General features: G+C 56.6%; 19 protein-coding genes. 8 read left to right on the top strand and 11 right to left on the bottom strand.

The window, feature by feature from the left end; genetic code table 11:
• The first annotated feature begins 7 nt into the window (after positions 1–7).
• Positions 8–868 (top strand): D-amino-acid transaminase, encoded by an 861-nt coding sequence (locus GOV91_RS15815; protein WP_171236212.1) that lies wholly within the window; start codon positions 8–10, stop codon positions 866–868.
• Between the two features lie 43 nt (positions 869–911).
• Here the strand turns inward: GOV91_RS15815 and GOV91_RS15810 are convergent, their stop codons facing one another.
• From GOV91_RS15810 to GOV91_RS15800, 3 genes are all read right to left on the bottom strand, one after another.
• On the bottom strand, positions 912–1226 hold the full coding sequence (locus GOV91_RS15810; RefSeq protein WP_170469595.1) for a DUF1244 domain-containing protein: 315 nt from the start codon (positions 1224–1226) through the stop codon (positions 912–914).
• Between the two features lie 80 nt (positions 1227–1306).
• Complete coding sequence (locus GOV91_RS15805; protein ID WP_171180927.1) at positions 1307–1546, bottom strand: DUF6868 family protein; 240 nt, start codon at positions 1544–1546, stop codon at positions 1307–1309.
• Positions 1547–1634: 88 nt separating this feature from the next.
• Positions 1635–2372, bottom strand: coding sequence for an N-formylglutamate amidohydrolase (locus tag GOV91_RS15800; protein ID WP_171236211.1), 738 nt, complete (start codon positions 2370–2372; stop codon positions 1635–1637).
• Between the two features lie 141 nt (positions 2373–2513).
• Here GOV91_RS15800 and pyk point away from each other — a divergent pair, with 141 nt between their 5' ends.
• The 6 genes from pyk (at position 2514) to GOV91_RS15770 (ending at position 7987) form a co-directional block, all read left to right on the top strand.
• A complete protein-coding gene (gene pyk / locus GOV91_RS15795; RefSeq protein WP_171180923.1) occupies positions 2514–3959 on the top strand; it encodes a pyruvate kinase in 1446 nt (481 codons plus the stop codon).
• Between the two features lie 255 nt (positions 3960–4214).
• Positions 4215–4652: a universal stress protein gene (locus tag GOV91_RS15790; RefSeq protein WP_171180921.1), complete on the top strand. Its 438-nt coding sequence runs from the start codon at positions 4215–4217 to the stop codon at positions 4650–4652.
• Between the two features lie 13 nt (positions 4653–4665).
• A complete protein-coding gene (locus GOV91_RS15785) occupies positions 4666–6216 on the top strand; it encodes a sodium:alanine symporter family protein (RefSeq protein ID WP_171236210.1) in 1551 nt (516 codons plus the stop codon).
• A 184-nt stretch (positions 6217–6400) separates the two neighbouring features.
• Positions 6401–6601, top strand: a complete 201-nt coding sequence (gene rpmI, locus GOV91_RS15780) for a 50S ribosomal protein L35 (RefSeq protein ID WP_005981143.1) — start codon at positions 6401–6403, stop codon at positions 6599–6601.
• Between the two features lie 14 nt (positions 6602–6615).
• The gene (rplT, locus tag GOV91_RS15775) at positions 6616–6981 is read left to right on the top strand and encodes a 50S ribosomal protein L20 (RefSeq protein ID WP_152457001.1); all 366 of its coding nucleotides are present in this window, start codon (positions 6616–6618) and stop codon (positions 6979–6981) included.
• Between the two features lie 199 nt (positions 6982–7180).
• The gene (locus GOV91_RS15770) at positions 7181–7987 is read left to right on the top strand and encodes a phytanoyl-CoA dioxygenase family protein (protein WP_171236209.1); all 807 of its coding nucleotides are present in this window, start codon (positions 7181–7183) and stop codon (positions 7985–7987) included.
• A 256-nt stretch (positions 7988–8243) separates the two neighbouring features.
• On the opposite strand, the gene GOV91_RS15765 is transcribed toward GOV91_RS15770, so the two are convergent.
• Positions 8244–8729, bottom strand: coding sequence for a DUF3124 domain-containing protein (locus tag GOV91_RS15765; protein ID WP_171180915.1), 486 nt, complete (start codon positions 8727–8729; stop codon positions 8244–8246).
• A gap of 153 nt (positions 8730–8882) precedes the next feature.
• On the bottom strand, positions 8883–10274 hold the full coding sequence (locus GOV91_RS15760; protein WP_171180983.1) for an aspartate aminotransferase family protein: 1392 nt from the start codon (positions 10272–10274) through the stop codon (positions 8883–8885).
• A 222-nt stretch (positions 10275–10496) separates the two neighbouring features.
• On the opposite strand from GOV91_RS15760, the gene GOV91_RS15755 reads away from it, so the two are divergent.
• Positions 10497–12125 carry an acyl-CoA synthetase gene (locus GOV91_RS15755; protein ID WP_171236208.1) on the top strand — a complete coding sequence of 543 codons (1629 nt, stop codon included), beginning with the start codon at positions 10497–10499 and terminating at the stop codon, positions 12123–12125.
• Here the strand turns inward: GOV91_RS15755 and GOV91_RS15750 are convergent.
• The 6 genes from GOV91_RS15750 to fahA all read right to left on the bottom strand — a co-directional run bounded on the left by GOV91_RS15750 (position 12122) and on the right by fahA (position 17355).
• Positions 12122–12457 (bottom strand): DOPA 4,5-dioxygenase family protein, encoded by a 336-nt coding sequence (locus GOV91_RS15750; protein WP_171180910.1) that lies wholly within the window; start codon positions 12455–12457, stop codon positions 12122–12124. The two genes, GOV91_RS15755 and GOV91_RS15750, sit on opposite strands and share 4 nt — an antisense overlap.
• An 85-nt stretch (positions 12458–12542) precedes the next feature.
• Positions 12543–13181, bottom strand: a complete 639-nt coding sequence (gene maiA / locus GOV91_RS15745; protein WP_171236207.1) for a maleylacetoacetate isomerase — start codon at positions 13179–13181, stop codon at positions 12543–12545.
• 11 nt (positions 13182–13192) lie between these two features.
• Complete coding sequence (locus GOV91_RS15740) at positions 13193–13390, bottom strand: DUF2783 domain-containing protein (protein WP_171236206.1); 198 nt, start codon at positions 13388–13390, stop codon at positions 13193–13195.
• A 5-nt stretch (positions 13391–13395) separates the two neighbouring features.
• Positions 13396–15006, bottom strand: coding sequence for an FAD-dependent oxidoreductase (locus GOV91_RS15735; protein WP_171236205.1), 1611 nt, complete (start codon positions 15004–15006; stop codon positions 13396–13398).
• 131 nt (positions 15007–15137) lie between these two features.
• Positions 15138–16088 (bottom strand): MBL fold metallo-hydrolase, encoded by a 951-nt coding sequence (locus tag GOV91_RS15730; protein WP_171180902.1) that lies wholly within the window; start codon positions 16086–16088, stop codon positions 15138–15140.
• Between the two features lie 10 nt (positions 16089–16098).
• A complete protein-coding gene (gene fahA / locus GOV91_RS15725) occupies positions 16099–17355 on the bottom strand; it encodes a fumarylacetoacetase (protein WP_171236204.1) in 1257 nt (418 codons plus the stop codon).

Here is a 17355-nt window from a genome sequence, read left to right as displayed (position 1 = left end):
GACAAACATGACCCGAACCGTTTACGTAAATGGCGAATACCTGCCCGAGACCGAAGCCAAGGTGTCGATCTTTGACCGTGGCTTTCTGTTTGCAGACGCGGTTTACGAAGTCACCAGCATTTTGGACGGCAAGCTGATCGATTTCGAAGGCCACGCGGTTCGCCTGAAGCGCTCGCTGGACGAGTTGGAGATGGCCGAGCCTTGCACCAAAGACGAATTGCTTGAGATACACCGCAAGCTGGTGGAATTAAATGGCATCGAAGAAGGCCTGGTGTATCTGCAGGTGTCGCGCGGCAGCGATGGCGACCGTGATTTTGTGTTCCCATCGGCAGATACCAAGCCCAGCCTCGTTCTGTTTACACAGAACAAGCCGGGTTTGGCTGACAGCCCGGCGTCGAAGAAAGGCGCCAAAATCATCTCGATCGACGACATTCGCTGGGGCCGTCGCGATATCAAAACCGTTCAGCTGCTCTATCCGTCGATGGGCAAGATGATGGCCAAGAAAGCGGGTTGTGATGATGCCTGGTTGATCGAAGACGGATACGTGACGGAAGGCACCAGCAACAACGCCTATTTCGTCAAGAGCGGCAAGATTGTCACCCGCCCGCTGTCGAACGACATCCTGCATGGGATAACACGTAAGGCTGTGCTGCGCATGGCGGCCGAAGCGCAAATGGAAATCGAAGAGCGTCTGTTCACCATTGATGAGGCCAAAGAAGCGGATGAGGCGTTCACAACCTCGGCCAGCGCCTTTGTCATGCCGGTGGTCGAGATTGACGGAGTCGTGCTAGGCGACGGCACACCGGGGCCGATTGCCAAACGTCTGCGCGAAATTTATCTGGATGAAAGTCGCAAGGCGGCGATCTAAAGAAAAGGCCCGCCGATTTGGCGGGCCTTGTTCATTTTTGGGCTTAGCCTTTTTTGGTTACATTCTCTTCAAACGCGACCTTGAAGGCTGCTTGTTTTTCGGGGCTGGCATCGGTCTGATAGTTGGCTTTCCATTCATCCATGGTCATGCCGTAAAACACTTCGCGGGCTTCATCCTTGCCCATCTCGATGCCTTTTTCATTGGCGGCTTCCTGATACCAGCGCGACAGGCAATTGCGGCAGAACCCGGCCAGATTCATCATGTCGATATTCTGAACGTCGGTGCGGTCTTCCATCAGGTGTTTTTGCAACCGACGAAACGCGGCGGCCTGAAGTTCGATTTCGGTTTGCTTGTCCATAAGGCTGCTCCGGGTGGTTTGGTGTGCTGTGCTTGACCTAACAATCCAGCAGACTTGTTACAATAAGCGGGCTGCCCCACCTACATCAGTTTCAAAGCCAACCATGGCACAATGCAAAAGATAAGGGTCAGGATCTTATAGTTGGCAAGATACCTGAAATACGCACGTTTCACGTCTGGGTGCTCCATCTGAAACAGCTTGCCGTGAATGCCCGCAATCCAATCCTGCAGCATCAGGACCATGACAGTGGTGAACAGAAGAACCGCGATATTGAGGGCGGCCATCCAGCCGAAGAACGTTGTCAGAAACTCATGTGTCACGACGATCCCCTTTCGTTCATTATATGGGGATCAGACTGTGCGATCACAATAGCGTGAAGTGCGGATCGCAGGTGCACGACCTGCGTCTTCAAAGGTCGCTGGACTCCAGCGCGTCCTGCAAGACAACCGCCAACCGTTCGGCCCATTCTCGCTGCCCCTCGTGGTCGCCGATCAGGTCATTTCGCAACTCGATCAGAGCGTTGGGGCGGCCAAAAGCGGTGCAGTGCTTGTCAATCGCATCTCCGGGCAGCACACCGGTATAGGGTTCATTGACGCCGACACACAGTTCATCTTCGGCCTGAAGCCGCTCGATCAGGGGGCGTGAAAAACGTTCGTCTGGGGTGTGCAAGACGCCGATGTGCCAGGGGCGTGGCTCACGCCCGCGCAGTTGGCGGGTGAAGGAGTGCATTGAAACGACCACCGCGTGGGGCAGGGCGGCCATCTGCGCCAGCGCCTCGTGATAGGGGCGATAGCACATGTTCAGCCGCCGTTCGCGCTCGGCGGCGTCCGCGTGGCGGTTGCCGGGGATGATCGAACCGTCATAGAGCTTCATCAACAGGGTCGGGTCGTCCTCGCCACGGTTGGGGTCAATGACAAGGCGCGAGAAATTGGCGGCAACCACTGGTGCATCCAAAACCTCACCCAGATGTTTGGAGACTTCGTATGCCCCGACATCATAAGCAATATGGCGTTCCATATCTTCACGTGGCAAACCAAGGTCGCCTCCGTTCACTTCTGGCGGCACGGTATTGGTCGCGTGGTCACATGTGATCAGCCAGCGCGACGGGCGATCCGCGCCATGGACGAAAAATGGGGTGTATGTCATGAGCCTGTCATCTAGTTTGTCGCAGGTGTAGGGCAGTTGCTTTGAAAAGGGAATTGCGCAATAAGCACTCAGCCGATGTTTGCGGTAACATTTTGCTGTACCCTAATCAGCAAGTAAGACGACGTAAGGAGATCAAGACCAATGCGACGCCTGAGAAATGTAAAAATCGTGGCGACGCTGGGACCGGCGTCGAGTGACTATGACACCATTCGTGCTTTGCATGAGGCAGGGGCCGATGTGTTTCGACTCAACATGAGCCACGGCAGCCACGATGAGATCCGCGAGCGGCACAAGATTATTCGGCAGGTCGAAAAGGATCTGGACAGCCCGATTGCCATTCTGGCTGACCTTCAGGGGCCAAAGCTGCGCGTTGGCGTCTTTGCCAATGAGGCGGAAGAGTTGGAGGAAGGCGCGGCCTTCCGCCTTGATCTTGATCCCGCCGCCGGAGACATAAACAGAGTATGCCTGCCGCACCCCGAGATTTTTGCGGCGCTTGAGCCGGGTGCGCGCCTGTTGGTGAATGATGGCAAGATCCGCCTGACGGTTCAGGACTGCGGTCAGGATTTCGCCAACTGCACGGTCGAAGTTGGCGGCACCATCTCAAACCGAAAGGGCGTGAATGTCCCGGATGTTGTGCTGCCGCTGGCAGCGTTGTCGGCCAAGGACCGGGACGATCTGGAGTTTGTCTGTCAGCTGGGTGTCGACTGGCTGGCGCTGAGCTTCGTACAGCGTGCCAAGGATGTGTTCGAGGCCCGGTCTCTGGCTGACGGTCGTGCTGCGATCCTGTCAAAGATTGAAAAGCCCGCTGCGGTTGAGGCGTTTGACGATATTCTCGATGCGTCAGATGGGATCATGGTGGCGCGGGGTGATCTGGGCGTGGAACTGCCGGTCTCTGCTGTGCCGCCGATCCAGAAACGTCTGGTCCGTAGGTGTCGAGGCGCGGCCAAACCGGTCATTGTGGCGACCCAGATGTTGGAAAGCATGATCGAAAGCCCTATGCCCACCCGCGCCGAGGTATCGGATGTGGCGACGGCGATCTATGAAGGCACGGACGCCATCATGCTTAGCGCGGAATCGGCGGCGGGGGCCTATCCGGTCGAAGCTGTGCAAACCATGAATAAGGTCGCCATCGAGGTGGAGGCCGATCCGACCTACACCCAGATCATCGCGGCATCCCGGACGGCCAAGGGCAGCACCGTGGCCGATGGTATCGTCGCTGCCGCGCGCGAGATTGCGGAAAAGACCGACATCAAGGCCATCTGCTGTTTCACCCAAAGCGGCACAACAGCCTCGCTGACGGCGCGTGAACGTCCGGGCGTGCCGATCATCGCCATGACCTCGCAACGGGGAACCGCCCGGCGGTTGTGTCTGAGCTGGGGCTGCAACTGTGTGATGACACCTGAATTGCAACGGTTTAAGGGCGCTGTGGTGAACGCAGCCCGCGCTGCGCGGGCTGGTGGATTTGCATCCGAGGCAGATCAGATTGTGGTCACGGCGGGTGTGCCGTTTAATGTTCCCGGCACCACCAACATTCTACGAGTCGCCCCTTGTGACGAACGCCTGATTTACAGCACCGATCCCGAGTAGTTCGGGCCCAAGCCGACATCAGAACTAAGGAAACGGCTACTGTTTAAGCTGCCGTTTTCCTGTTTTGTGACGGGTGAAAAACTTGATTTATAAGCGAAATTTGACCGTTACGGGCGAATTTGGCACAATGGTCTTCATTCGTGGGTAGAATTTCCTGATAAATGACCTAAGGGCATTCTCAGCCAAAGTTCCAAGTTCCGGCTGCCCTGCCGGGGGCACGGGCCCCGGACCAAACAACAAAAAAGGAGGAACAAGATGACAACAAAGATTGTCATAGGACTCGACGGGACAGAGACCGGTGAGCGCGCGATTGCCTTTGCCACGGACCTGGCAAAGCTGATCGGATCATGTGAATTGCTGGTCGCATATGTGATTGAATGGTCCCCTTATACATTCCAGACACCGGAAGAAAACGCACAGCGCCACAAGCGGCGTGAGGAAGAGGTCGAGTTGGCGACGTCACGTATTGTGACGCCCGCCGTTGATGCCCTCAAGGCAGCTGGTTTCGCGGCGCAGGGCGTTGTGCGCCATGGCGATGTGGCGGAAACGTTGAACGCCATCACCGTTGAAAACGAAGCCTCTCAGATTGTTGTGGGCCGGGCTTCAGCGGACGGCATCAAGAAACGTATCTTCGGCAGTTCAACACAGAACCTTGTGATGCATGCCGATGTTCCGGTTACAGTTGTAAATTGAGGTGGGCAGAAGAATGAAAACGCTACAACACCTGTACCTTGCGGCGCTTGCCGCCTTCATGGCCACTGCAGCTTCGGCGCAAGAGGCGCCGGGCCTGGATGATAAGATCAATCAAGCCTTTGCAGATGCAACCGGGCCCTTTGTCAGCTTTATTTTTGCACCCTTCCCGGGAACCGGTTTTCCGTGGATCGTCGGCTGGCTGGTGATCGCGGCCACTGTCTTTACGCTTTATTTTGCGTTTGTGCAGTTCCGCTTCTTTGGACACTCGATCAGCCTTGTCAAAGGCGACTATTCCGATCCAAATGACGCCGGTGAGGTTAGCCACTTTCAGGCTCTGGCCACGGCGCTGTCCGGCACGGTTGGCCTTGGTAATATTGCCGGTGTGGCGGTTGCCATCGGAATCGGCGGGCCGGGAGCGACGTTCTGGATGATTGTCGCGGGCCTGTTGGGCATGGCGTCGAAATTCACCGAATGTACGCTGGGCGTGAAATACCGCAACGAATACGAGGACGGCACCGTCTCGGGCGGTCCGATGTACTATATGTCCAAGGGCTTTGCTGAACTTGGGTTGCCCGGTGGTAAAATCCTCGCGGTTCTGTTCTCGATCTTCTGTATTCTTGGCGCGCTGGGCGGGGGCAATATGTTCCAGGCCAATCAGGCACATCAGCAGATTGCAGGAATCGTGGGGGATTACCCCGGTTGGATCACTGGTCTGGTCTTTGCGGCCATCGTCTTTGCAGTAATCGTAGGTGGTCTGAAGTCGATCGCGCGTGTGACTGAGAAGGTCGTACCGTTCATGGGCGTGATGTATGTGCTGGCAGCGCTGGTCATCATCATCATGCACGCTGATCAGATCGGCTGGGCCTTTGGCCAGATCTTTGCGGGCGCTTTCACTGGTCTCGGCGTCGCTGGTGGTATGGTTGGTGCGCTGATCCAGGGCTTCCGCCGTGCTGCGTTTTCGAACGAAGCGGGTGTGGGCTCGGCTGCCATCGCCCACTCGGCTGTTCGGACCAAGGAACCGATCACGGAAGGGTTCGTTTCACTGCTGGAACCGTTCATCGACACGGTTGTGATTTGTACCATGACGGCGCTGGTGATCATCATCACGCAGCAGCTGATCGTTGATCCGGAGACGGGCAACTACATGCTAAACGAAGCGGGTAGCGCCATCGCCACCGTTGATGGCAACACCGGTGTCAGCCTGACCTCTGCCGCCTTCGGCAGCGCGTTCAGCTGGTTCCCCTTCATCCTGGCGATTGCCGTGGTTCTGTTTGCCTTCTCGACTATGATCAGCTGGTCGTACTACGGCCTCAAAGCCTGGACCTATTTGTTCGGCGAAGGTCACACCAAAGAGCTGGTGTTCAAGGTCATCTTCTGCGTCTTCGTGGTCATTGGCGCAGCGGCCAACCTTGGCCCGGTCATCGACTTCTCGGACGCGGCGATCTTTGCGATGGCTGTGGTGAACGTCTTTGCGCTTTACTTCCTGATGAAAGTCGTGCGTCAGGAACTGGCGTCTTATGCTGAGCGGTTGAAAAGCGGAGAAATCCGCAAGTTCGAGCATTGATCCAATCCACCGGGGCGGCCAATGTCGCCCCGGTGCCAGACCAGCCGCGCACAAAGCGCATATTCTGGTCGAATCCCCCTTGCCAGTATGACGGAACTTGCGTAAATGGCGCTTCTGATCGCGTGACCGGCCGAGATGGCATGCCGAGTCGCGTTTGAAACCGAACCCGAAAAAGGAGACGGAAATGCCTAAGATGAAGACCAAGTCGAGCGCCAAGAAGCGCTTCAAGGTGACTGCGACCGGTAAGGTCATGGCAGGCCAGGCCGGTAAGCGGCACGGCATGATCAAGCGGACCAAGAAATTCATCCGCGACGCCCGTGGCACCACCACACTGTCCGCCCCCGACGCCAAGATCGTCAAGGGCTACATGCCCTACGACCGCTAAGAGGAGATTAAGAGATGTCCCGCGTTAAAGGTGGAACCGTAACTCACGCCCGTCACAAGAAGGTCATCAAGGCTGCCAAAGGTTACTATGGTCGCCGCAAGAGCACCTTCAAGGTTGCCCGTCAGGCGGTCGACAAGGCCAACCAGTACGCAACCCGCGACCGTAAGAACCGCAAGCGCAACTTCCGCGCGCTGTGGATCCAGCGTATCAACGCTGCTGTCCGTTCGCATGACGAAGCACTGACATATTCCCGCTTCATCAACGGCCTGAACCTGGCCGGTATCGAAGTGGACCGCAAAGTTCTGGCCGACCTGGCCGTGCACGAACCGGAAGCGTTCGGCGCGATCGTCGCCAAAGCTCAGGCCGCTCTGACCGCCTGATCCTCTTTAGAGAGACAGTGAATGAAAGGCCGTCCCTTTTGGGGCGGTCTTTTTGCATCATGGGTTCGAATGCCCCAAGCGCGCATTCGATATGTCATGCTTTAAATTCATTGGCGCCGACGCAAACCAGAGCCGAAACAGGCTTGGCAGGTTATGTTTTTCCACTAACGATTGCTTAGTCATTTCGTGGGAGGCGACTATGGGAGTAAACCAAAGGGTAAGAACTTGGGCGAACGCTTACAATCGGGACGGTTATGTAGGTGGTGTTCCGATCCTGACTGAAGTCGAAGCGCAAGAACACCGGGCCGCATTGGAATGGGCCGAGAGCCAACTGGGTGCGTCCATGCATTACAAGTCCAAAGCACACACAATCTTAACTTCGCCCTACAAGCTTGCTACGCACCCTCTGATGCTTGATCTCATCGAAGCGCTGATCGGGCCCGACATTCTTTTGTACAATGTTACCTATATCATCAAAGAACCTGGCTCGACCTCGCATGTCAGTTGGCATCAGGATCTGACTTATTGGGGCCTGAGTCATGACGACCAGGTATCCGCTTGGCTCGCCTTGTCGCCAGCGGACGAGGAAAGCGGTTGCATGCGAATGCTCCCGGGAAGTCATGCGAACGGTGTGATAAGCCATGAAACAACGGAAGACGACGATAACGTTCTTTTGCAGGGGCAGACTGTTCTTGGAGTTGATGAGAGCCAAGCCAAGCTTTGTCCGCTGCGTCCGGGCGAGGCGAGTTTTCACCATGGTTGGACGCTACATGCCTCGATGCCGAACAAAAGCAAGGATCGCCGAATTGGGCTGAATATCCAGTATCTTGCGGCGCATGTACGTCAGACCAAACATGATCTCGATACGGCAATGCTGGTACGCGGCGAAGACAATTTCGGCCATTTTGGCATCGACACTCCCGCTGAAAGCGATCTTGATCCTGTGGCGGTGCAGAGGCAAATCGAGCTGGAACAGCGTCATGTTGAAATAGCAGGAACAGCCTGAGGCATTGACGAACCGCTTTGGGCAAAATGCAAAGCAGAGAGTGGTCCAAACGCTGGCCGCTCTGACTGCCTGATCCTCTTTCGAGAGATTGCGAGTTCAAGGCCGTCCCGATTGGAGCGGCCTTTTTTGAACGTAGAGAATGTCGGCTTTGAGCCCAAACTTAGCTCCAGTCGCAGTGGCAAAGAACCAGTCACTGTTGCTTAGGTATTAGCTTAATGGTCGAGCTGGTCACATAGAAGCAAAGTAGTGGTCGGTGTTACGGTTCTTGTGACAACACCTGACCTCGGCTTGTAAACGAGATCCCTTGAGTGCCGCTTCCACCGACCATGATTGCTTCTACGATAGGGGGTGACACCGGAACTTCTGCCGACCATGTGACTACGAAATTCGCGCCGATGCCGTCTCCGACGCTACCAATAGGTACAAGCGCATTCATTGACCCAAATGGCATCAGCTGAACGGGCTCATTTATGAGGGTTTCCAGAAGCTGCCCCGCTCTGTCGTAATATTCGACGCGCTCAACTTTGATCTCTGATTGAAGACTAATGTTGTGCACAACGAGGGTAGACGCGAGCGGTTCGCTGCGCCCTTCCTGCGTGAAAACTCGCGAGTAGGAGGGAACATAGATGACTTGAGATGTTACACTCTCCGAAACTTGTGCGAATGAAGGGCTTGGTACAGTCGTCAACGAAACCAAAGCCATTGAGAGTGACCAGAAATATCTGCGGGAGAAAAACTTCATTTAGGAGAATGCTCCGTTTGTTCAGTCGTGAATATGAGCATACGGATGACAAGATTCGGCGCAAGAAAATGACCGCTTTGTCCGCACTTCGACCATTCACAAAAAAACCGACACTCGATGTGCCGGTTTTTCTTTTTTTAATATTTGGTCAGCTTACCCGAAAACACGCCCCAACGCGCCGTCAACGGCGTCAGTGATCTGGTCGATGTCATCCGCCGTTGCGATCAGTGCGGGCGAGAAGCACAGCGTGTTGTTACGGCTGGGGATCGAGCGGTTGGTGGCACCGATGATCACGCCTTGCGCCATACAATCGGCGACAACGGCCTGAACCCGCTTTTCATCCATCGGGTCTTTGGTCGTACGGTCGGTGACCAGTTCGGCCCCCAGGAACAGGCCCTTGCCGCGCACGTCGCCGATAACCTTGTGCTTTTCCATCAGCGCTTGCAGGTTGTCGAACATGCGGTTGCCCATGTCGGTGCAGTTGCCCAACAGGTTCTCGTCTTCGATGATGCGCATATTCTCAATCGCCGCTGCCGGACCGGCGGTGCAACCGCCAAAGGTCGAGATATCGCGGAAATAGCCCATCGGGTCCGACGCGTCGTCTTTGAACATGTCAAAGACTTCCTCGGTCGTGACCATCACAGCAATAGCGGCATAGCCCGATGCAACGCCCTTGGCCATGGTTACGAAGTCGGGCTTGATGCCATACTGCTGGTACCCGAACCATGTCCCAGTCCGGCCTACGCCGCAAACAACTTCGTCGATATGCAGCAGCACGTCGTACTTTTTGCAGATCTCCTGCACGCGCTGCCAATACCCTTCAGGCGCTTCGATCACACCACCACCGGCGGTGACGGGCTCAAGGCACAGGGCGCCAACGGTGTCAGGGCCTTCGCGCAGGATGACTTCTTCGATCTGGTCTGCTGCCCATTCGCCGAAGTTTTCGACGGGTGCACCGTCGAGTTCATGCTTGCGGTATTCCATGCAGTGCGGCACGCGCACAAAATCAGGCGCGAAGGGACCGTATTGCGCGGTACGCTCGTCCTGACCACCCGCCGACATGGTCGCCAGCGTCGAGCCGTGATAGTCGCGGTCGCGATACAGGATCTTGGTTTTCTTGCCGCCGTATTTCTTGTGCGCGATCTGGCGCACCATCTTGAACGCCTTCTCGTTCGCTTCGGATCCCGAGTTGGTGTAGTAGACGCGGCTCATGCCGGGCATCTTTTCGATCAGCTTTTCCGCAAAGATGGAGCCGGGGATCGAACCTGCGGTATTGGCGAAATAGCACAGTTTCATCAACTGGTCATAGACTGCCTTACAGATTGATTCGCGGCCATAGCCGACGTTCACAGTCCAGACGCCACCCGAAACAGCATCCAGGTGTTCCTTGCCCTTCTGATCCCAGACGCGCATACCTTTGCCTTCGACAATGATACGCGGGTCATTGGTTTCAAAGGGTTTATGCTGCAGCAGGTGGTGCCAGATATGGGCGCGGTCGGCTTCGACCACGCGGGAAAGATCGTTTTCGTTGAACGTGCCGTCCATGACAAGTCCTTTCACTGAGATGCGCTTCTGGGGTCGATGGTCAAGCGAGACCCCTGCATGTGTTTAAGATGCTCCAAATCACCGCGAAAGGCCCTTTGTAAGTAGGGCCAGATAACACCATCCCGTATTGCCAGAATGGGTGCACACCGTATTACTACGGATTTGTCAGGCCACCAAGTTTATGTTCAAGTCGCGCGTACTGCGATTTGGGAGGATGAGCAGATGACAGCCACAAACATCTACGAGCGTCATTTGGATAAATGCCGGGCAAACTACACACCCTTGTCACCGCTGACCTTCTTGGACCGGACGGCGCAGGTTTACCCAGATTATCCTTCGGTGGTGTATGGTGAACGCAGGTATACTTGGGCTGAAACCTATGCCCGGTGTCGACGTTTGGCGGGCGCGTTGAGCGCGCGCGGGATAGGAAAAGGCGATACCGTTTCCATAATCGCAGCGAACATCCCCGAGATGTATGAAGCGCATTTCGGCGTTCCAATGGCCGGAGCTGTTCTGAACGCCATCAACACGCGCCTGGATGCGCCGATTGTTGCTTTCATTTTGAACCACGCCGAGGCTAAGGCGCTGCTGGTCGATCCAGAGTTTTCGAGCGTCGTGAAAGAAGCGTTAAAGCAGGTCGACCATGACATTCTGATCATAGACATCGAAGACCCTGGCTTTGAAGGTGGTGAAAAGCTGGGCAACCTGACCTACGATGCCCTTCTGAATGAAGGCGACCCGGAATTCAGCTGGTCTCTGCCCGAGGATGAATGGGACGCAATCACGCTGAACTACACTTCAGGTACTACAGGCAATCCGAAAGGGGTCGTTTATCATCACCGAGGTGCCACGCTGAATGCGCAGTCGGATCTGCTGGATTGGGATATGCCCAAGCATTCAGTTTATCTGTGGACCCTTCCGATGTTTCATTGCAATGGCTGGTGTTTCCCTTGGGCCATGGCCGCCAATGCAGGCGTGTCGGTCTGTCTGCGTGCCGTACGGGCCGAGCCGATCTATGCGGCTTTCCGCGATGAGAAAGTCACGCATTTCTGCGGGGCGCCCATCGTTTTGAACATGCTCGCCCATGCGCCGGATGAGCTGAAAGACTTTGATCATCAGATCAAGGTGATGACGGCGGGTGCACCGCCGCCTGCAGCTGTGATCGAAGCGATGGAGGCGATGGGCGTCGAGGTCACGCATGTCTATGGCCTGACCGAAACGTATGGGCCTTCGGTCGTGTGTGCCTGGAAAGACGAATGGAATGAAAAAGGCCCCGAAGACCGCGCCGCTCTGAAAGTACGCCAGGGTGTGCGGTACACGGCGCTGTCTGGCCTGATGGTGGCTGATCCCGATACCATGGAACCTGTTCCGGCGGATGGTGAAACCATGGGTGAGATTTTCATGCAGGGTAACGTGGTGATGAAAGGGTATCTAAAGAACCAAGACGCCACGGACGGGGCCTTTAAAGGCGGATGGTTTGCGTCCGGTGACTTGGGCGTCATGCACCCTGACGGCTATGTCGCACTCAAGGATCGATCCAAGGACATCATCATTTCGGGTGGCGAGAATATCTCGTCCGTCGAGGTCGAGGGTATCCTCTACAAACATCCGGCGGTAATGGAGGCGGCTGTGGTCGCGCGACCGGATGAGAAATGGGGCGAAACGCCTTGTGCGTTTGTCGAGCTGAAACCGGATGCCACCGCTACAGAGGCAGACCTAATTGCCTTCTGCCGAGACAACATGGCCCATTTCAAAGCACCAAAGACCGTGGTTTTCGGCACCCTGCCGAAGACATCAACCGGCAAGGTGCAGAAATTCGTCCTGCGGGATCAGGCGCGGGCGTTAGGTTAAAGCCTGTCGAAGATCGACAGGTCCAGATCCAGCATCTCACCCATCCAGAGCGCGCGATCACGGTGATCTTCCAGATGATTACCGGTTTCGGGGTGGGTGAACACGGTCAGGCCCTGCCGGTTCAACATCAGCCATGGCATGACTTGATCAAATGCATCGGCGTCAAAGCCCAACTGGCAACTCCAGCGTGGGTGGGGGCCGACGTTGCGGGCATGCATACGCCCCATCTGAACCGGGAATAGGCGTGCGGCCTCTTCACAGACCTGTTGTGCCGTCGCTTGTGTGTCGGCATCGAAATAGACATGGGCGTGGTAGCCGGTGATCTCAGGCATGGTGACCTCATAGCTTTGGTGTATCCAAGCTAAGGTCAAACAGGAAAAACGACTAGGCGCACAAGCACACAGTGCTTGTGCAGTGTTATTGGGGGGCGTGCGCGTCGGGGTGCGCTGCAACAAAGGCCGGATGACTAGCGCAGGCTGTTTCAACCTCCAGAACACGTGGCATGTCCGACAGGTCCACCTGCCAGCGGCGTGCGTTGTAGAGTTGAGGGATCAGGCAGAGGTCAGCGAGGCTAGGCTGCGAACCGACGCAATAAGGGGCCTGTTCAAACTTGCCCAACATGGTCTCAAAGGCCTGCAAGCCGGGCCGGATGAAGTGCCGCATCCAATCTCCGGGCATGTCGTCGGCGTCATTGCTGAGCGAGGTCGCATGTCGCGCAACCGAGAGGTTGCAGACCGGATGAATATCGACTGCAATCGCATATGCCAACGCCTGAGCTTTTGCCTTCTGCACCGGGTCGGATGGCAAAAGGCCAAGACCTCGGGTTTGATCCAGATATTCAAGGATGGCCAACGATTGCGTCAATCGCAGCCCGTCAATTTCCAGAACTGGCACAAACCCTTGCGGATTGCGTAACAAATGCTCAGCGCTCTTGTGTTCGCCGCCTACCAGATCGACAACAACCGAGTCATAGTCGATCCCGGCCAAGTTCAGGGCGATCCGCACCCGATAACTGGCCGAAGACCGCCAATAGTCAAAGAGGACAACTTCGCTCACACGGGATCCTGTCAATCGTTGGACAAAGAAGCGGCGAGGATGGCATCAGACAGAACGGTGCCGTCTCCGATGTGATTGGCAAGTACCAACACCAGTCGGGCGTTCAGCGCGTCGCTGTCGGCTTTCTCAAGCCCTTCATGCGCCGCCAAAAGGGTGGCGTAAAAGTCGTCGGCGTTGTCGAAATTGGGGGTTAGGATCAAGTCTGACATTGCGCTTACTCCTTACCGCAAGCTCTGCGGATCGCATGACGAAAACTGTTTTCTTCAAAGCTGTCCCGCCGAGCGGCTACGTGCTGATCCGGGCGGATCAGATACACAGCGCTGGTTGCATCACCCAAGTAACGACGTTTGAGAGCCAGCGTCAGATCGTCTTTGACCGACAACGCCAGCCGAGTTACCTCAATCCCATCCTCTTCCAGAGAGTCTGGGGCATCGGCATCAATGGTCAACAAGGTAAATTTGCCCGCCAGCTTGGGCAGCAGAAATTCATCGCCCAGCGGGGCATCCGGGCAGGCCGACCCCGGGCGTGTGCAGGCTGGGCCGTTCAGCGCATCGGCCGAGTTCAACGAAGACCCGTCATAGGTGCAGGGTTGGCTCAAGCGCCCGGAATTCACCAGTGGTCGGGCAAATTCATACTGTTCGCTTAGATCCAGAACCGCATCGCGCAGAACCCGCGACATCTCGGATTTTGGCGTGATGAAATCGGTGGACCGGCTGGATTTCTGGATATTTTCGTCTGCCCCGTACACACGTTCCGCGTTGTAGCTGTCCAGCAGGCTTTCAGGCGCTTTGCCGTCGAGCACAAGCTTCAGTTTCCAGCACAGATTGTCGGTATCTTGCAGGCCCGAATTTGCCCCGCGTGCGCCAAAGGGGCTGACCTGATGCGCACTGTCGCCCGCAAACAGAACACGCCCCTTGCGGAAGCTTTCCATGCGGCGACACTGGAAGGTATAGATCGAGACCCATTCCAGCTGAAAATCCACGTCGTCGCCCAGCATCGCCTTTAGGCGGGGAATCACATTCTCGGGGCGCTTTTCGCGTTCTTTGTCGATATCCCACCCCAGTTGCAGATCGATGCGCCAGACGTTGTCAGGCTGTTTATGGAGCAGCGCAGATTGTCCCCGATTGAACGGTGGGTCGAACCAGAACCAGCGTTCCGATGGGAAATCGGCGTCCATGATTACATCAGCGATCAGGAAGTTGTCTTCGAACACGCGCCCTTCGAAATCGATACCCAGCATCCGGCGGGTGGGAGAGGTCGCTCCGTCACAGGCGATCAGCCACTCGGCCTCAATCGTATAGGGACCTTCGGGGGTTTCGACCTCAAGTCGAACGTGATCTTCGTGCGTGCCAATGGCCTCGACCCTGTTGCGGCCACGAATTTCAATTGGAGCGCCTTCTGCCTGCAGCTCGCGCACACGTTCTACAAAGTAGTTTTCAAAGTGGTATTGCTGCAGGTTGATGAAGGCGGGGTTGGCATAGCCTTCATCCGGTTGCAGGTTGAAGTCATAGACCTGACGATCATCGAAGAAGACTTTGCCGCGATCCCACAAGACGCCTTTGTCGACCAAGTGGCGTCCACATCCCAGACGGTCGGCAATTTCCAAAGTACGTTGAGAAAAACAGATGGCGCGACTGCCGAAGCTGACCTTGTCATTCTCGTCCAGAACCACAACCTCGACACCTTGTTGGGTCAGATCAATAGCGGCGGCCAATCCAACCGGACCGGCACCAATCACGATGACCTTGTGCCTGACGGGCGTGGGGCTGTCTTGGTCCGGGCTGCGTTCATAGCCGTAAAGCGGCGTTTCAAAGATCTTGTTCATGGGCTCCCCCAAGCAGATGCACCAATGTGCGGCATGTCCTGCCCCCGGCGACAGGCGCCGGAGGCCTTGGCTTATGGTTTCATTTTATCCAGACGCGTAAAACGATCTGGATCAAACCGAGCCGTTTTTCCTTAGCCCTGCAAGGCTTCCCACATCTCAAGGTCGCGCTGGGCGGTCCAGATGCGCGGCGTGTCGATGCCACGTGCCTCGTCATAGGCGCGGGCGACGTTGAAGGGCAGGCAGTGTTCGTAGATTGCGTAGTCAGCGAATTTCGGATCACACTCGGCGCGTACGGCGTCCCAGGCTTCCTTCAGGCTGCCGCCGCGTGCAGCCACCTTGGCGGCCGGGCGGTAGGTGCTGCTGACGAAATCGCGGGTGTTTTCAATGGCCGCATTGACCATGTCCTTACCAACCAGCGCGTCGCCGCGACCTGGTGCAATTGCATCCACGTCGAACCATTTGATCGCATCCAGCGTGTCACCCCAGTCGCTGAAATGCCCGTCACCACAATAGCAGGCCGAGTGATATTCAACTATGTCGCCTGTGAACATCACGTTCTGATCTGGCACATGAATTACGATGTCCCCGGCAGTGTGGGCTCGGCCCAGATGCATCAGGTCAACGCGACGGTTTCCCAGATAGACGGTCATTGTGTCGCTGAACGTGGTGGTGGGCCAGGTCAGACCGGGGATGCTTTCATGCCCTTCGAACAAACGTGGGAAGCGTTGGAACTCGCTGTCCCAATCCTCTTGCCCGCGTTCCACGACCATGGCGCGCGCCATGTCTGACATCAGGATTTGCTGAGCGCCAAACGCGCTTGCGCCCAGAACGCGTACAGCGTGGTAGTGGGTCAGGGCCACATGCGTGATCGGCTTGTCTGTAACTGATCGAACGCACTCGATCACCTTGTTGGCCAGACGCGGTGTCGCCTGCGCCTCGACAATCATCACGCTGTCATCGCCGATGATGACGCCCGAGTTCGGGTCGCCTTCGGCCGTAAAGGCATAGAGCCCTTCGCCCACCTCGGTGAAGCTGATCTTTTTCTCCGACATGTCCCCCTGGGACGCGAATGCTCTGGCCATGATGGGTTCCTTATCGTGTGTATGGGTTTTCAAGAGCGGACAAGACGGTGCCAACACAATCACCGAAGCCGATTGTGTAACCATCGCCCTTGGCCGCGCCGGTCAAGGTCAGCGTGTCGCCATCTTCGATGAAGCTGCGGGTTTCACCGCCGTCCAGCGTCAGAGGTTCCTTTCCGCCCCAGCTGAGTTCCAGCAACGAACCGCGTTCAGGTTTGGTTGGTCCGGAAATGGTGCCCGAGCCCAGCAAATCACCTGCATTCATCGGACAGCCGGATGTCGTGTGATGGGCCAGTTGCTGCGCGGCGGAATAGTACATCTGGTTGTAGTTGGTCTGTGCAATTGTCGTAGCAGGCTGCCCTGCGGGTGCCATGGTGATCGACAGATCAATATCATAGAGCATCGGGCCACAGTCTTTCAGGTGATCTAGTAGCTCGAACTCACGTGCAGGCGTGTCACAGCGGAATGGCTCCAGCGTTGCCTTGGTGACAATCCAAGGGCTGATCGAGGTTGCGGTGGCCTTGGCCTGAAACGGGCCCAGCGGCTGGTATTCCCAGGCCTGGATGTCACGCGCAGACCAATCGTTCAGCAGGACGTAGCCAAAGATATTGTCGTCCGCCTCTTGCACCGAGATTGGGCCATCCGAAGGGGTGCCGACAATCGCGCCCATCTCAAGCTCGATGTCAAAACGGCGGCTGGGCAGAAAGGCGGGCAGCTCTTGGTCGGGCGCTTTTAGCTGCCCCCATGGGCGGCGGATATCCGTGCCCGATACCACGACCGAAGACGCGCGCCCGTTGTACCCAATGGGAATATGCAGCCAGTTTGGCGGCAACGCGTTTTCCGGCCCCCGGAACATGGTGCCTACGTTGAAGGCATGGTTCCGGCCTGCATAGAAATCGGTGTATTCGCTGACCGCGAAGGGCAGGTGCATCTCGGCGTCGTCTTGTTTGACAAGCAGTGGTTCAACCTTGCTCTGCTCGTCCGAGCCCTCGGCCAGAAGGCTGATCAGACGTTCCCGCAGGGCGGCCCAGACGGCGGGGCCTTCCTCCATCAACGGGTTCCAGAACGGCATGTCGAACAGAGGCTCATCGCTCAGGGTGATCAACCCTTCGGCTTCGGCAGCTGTGACGTCGAGGATCATGTCCCCAATGGCCACGCCGCAGCGCGGATCGTCGCCCTCGGTCGAGAAGACTCCATAAGGCAGGTTGTTCAGTGGGAACGGGTGTGTCGCGTCATTGGCCGACGTCACCCAGGATGTCATTAGAGGCAT

Source organism: Ruegeria sp. HKCCA6837, assembly GCF_013034475.1.
GTDB lineage: Bacteria > Pseudomonadota > Alphaproteobacteria > Rhodobacterales > Rhodobacteraceae > Ruegeria.
The sequence above is the reverse complement of the archived record's forward strand: the minus strand, read 5'-3'. Positions and strand labels throughout refer to the sequence as shown.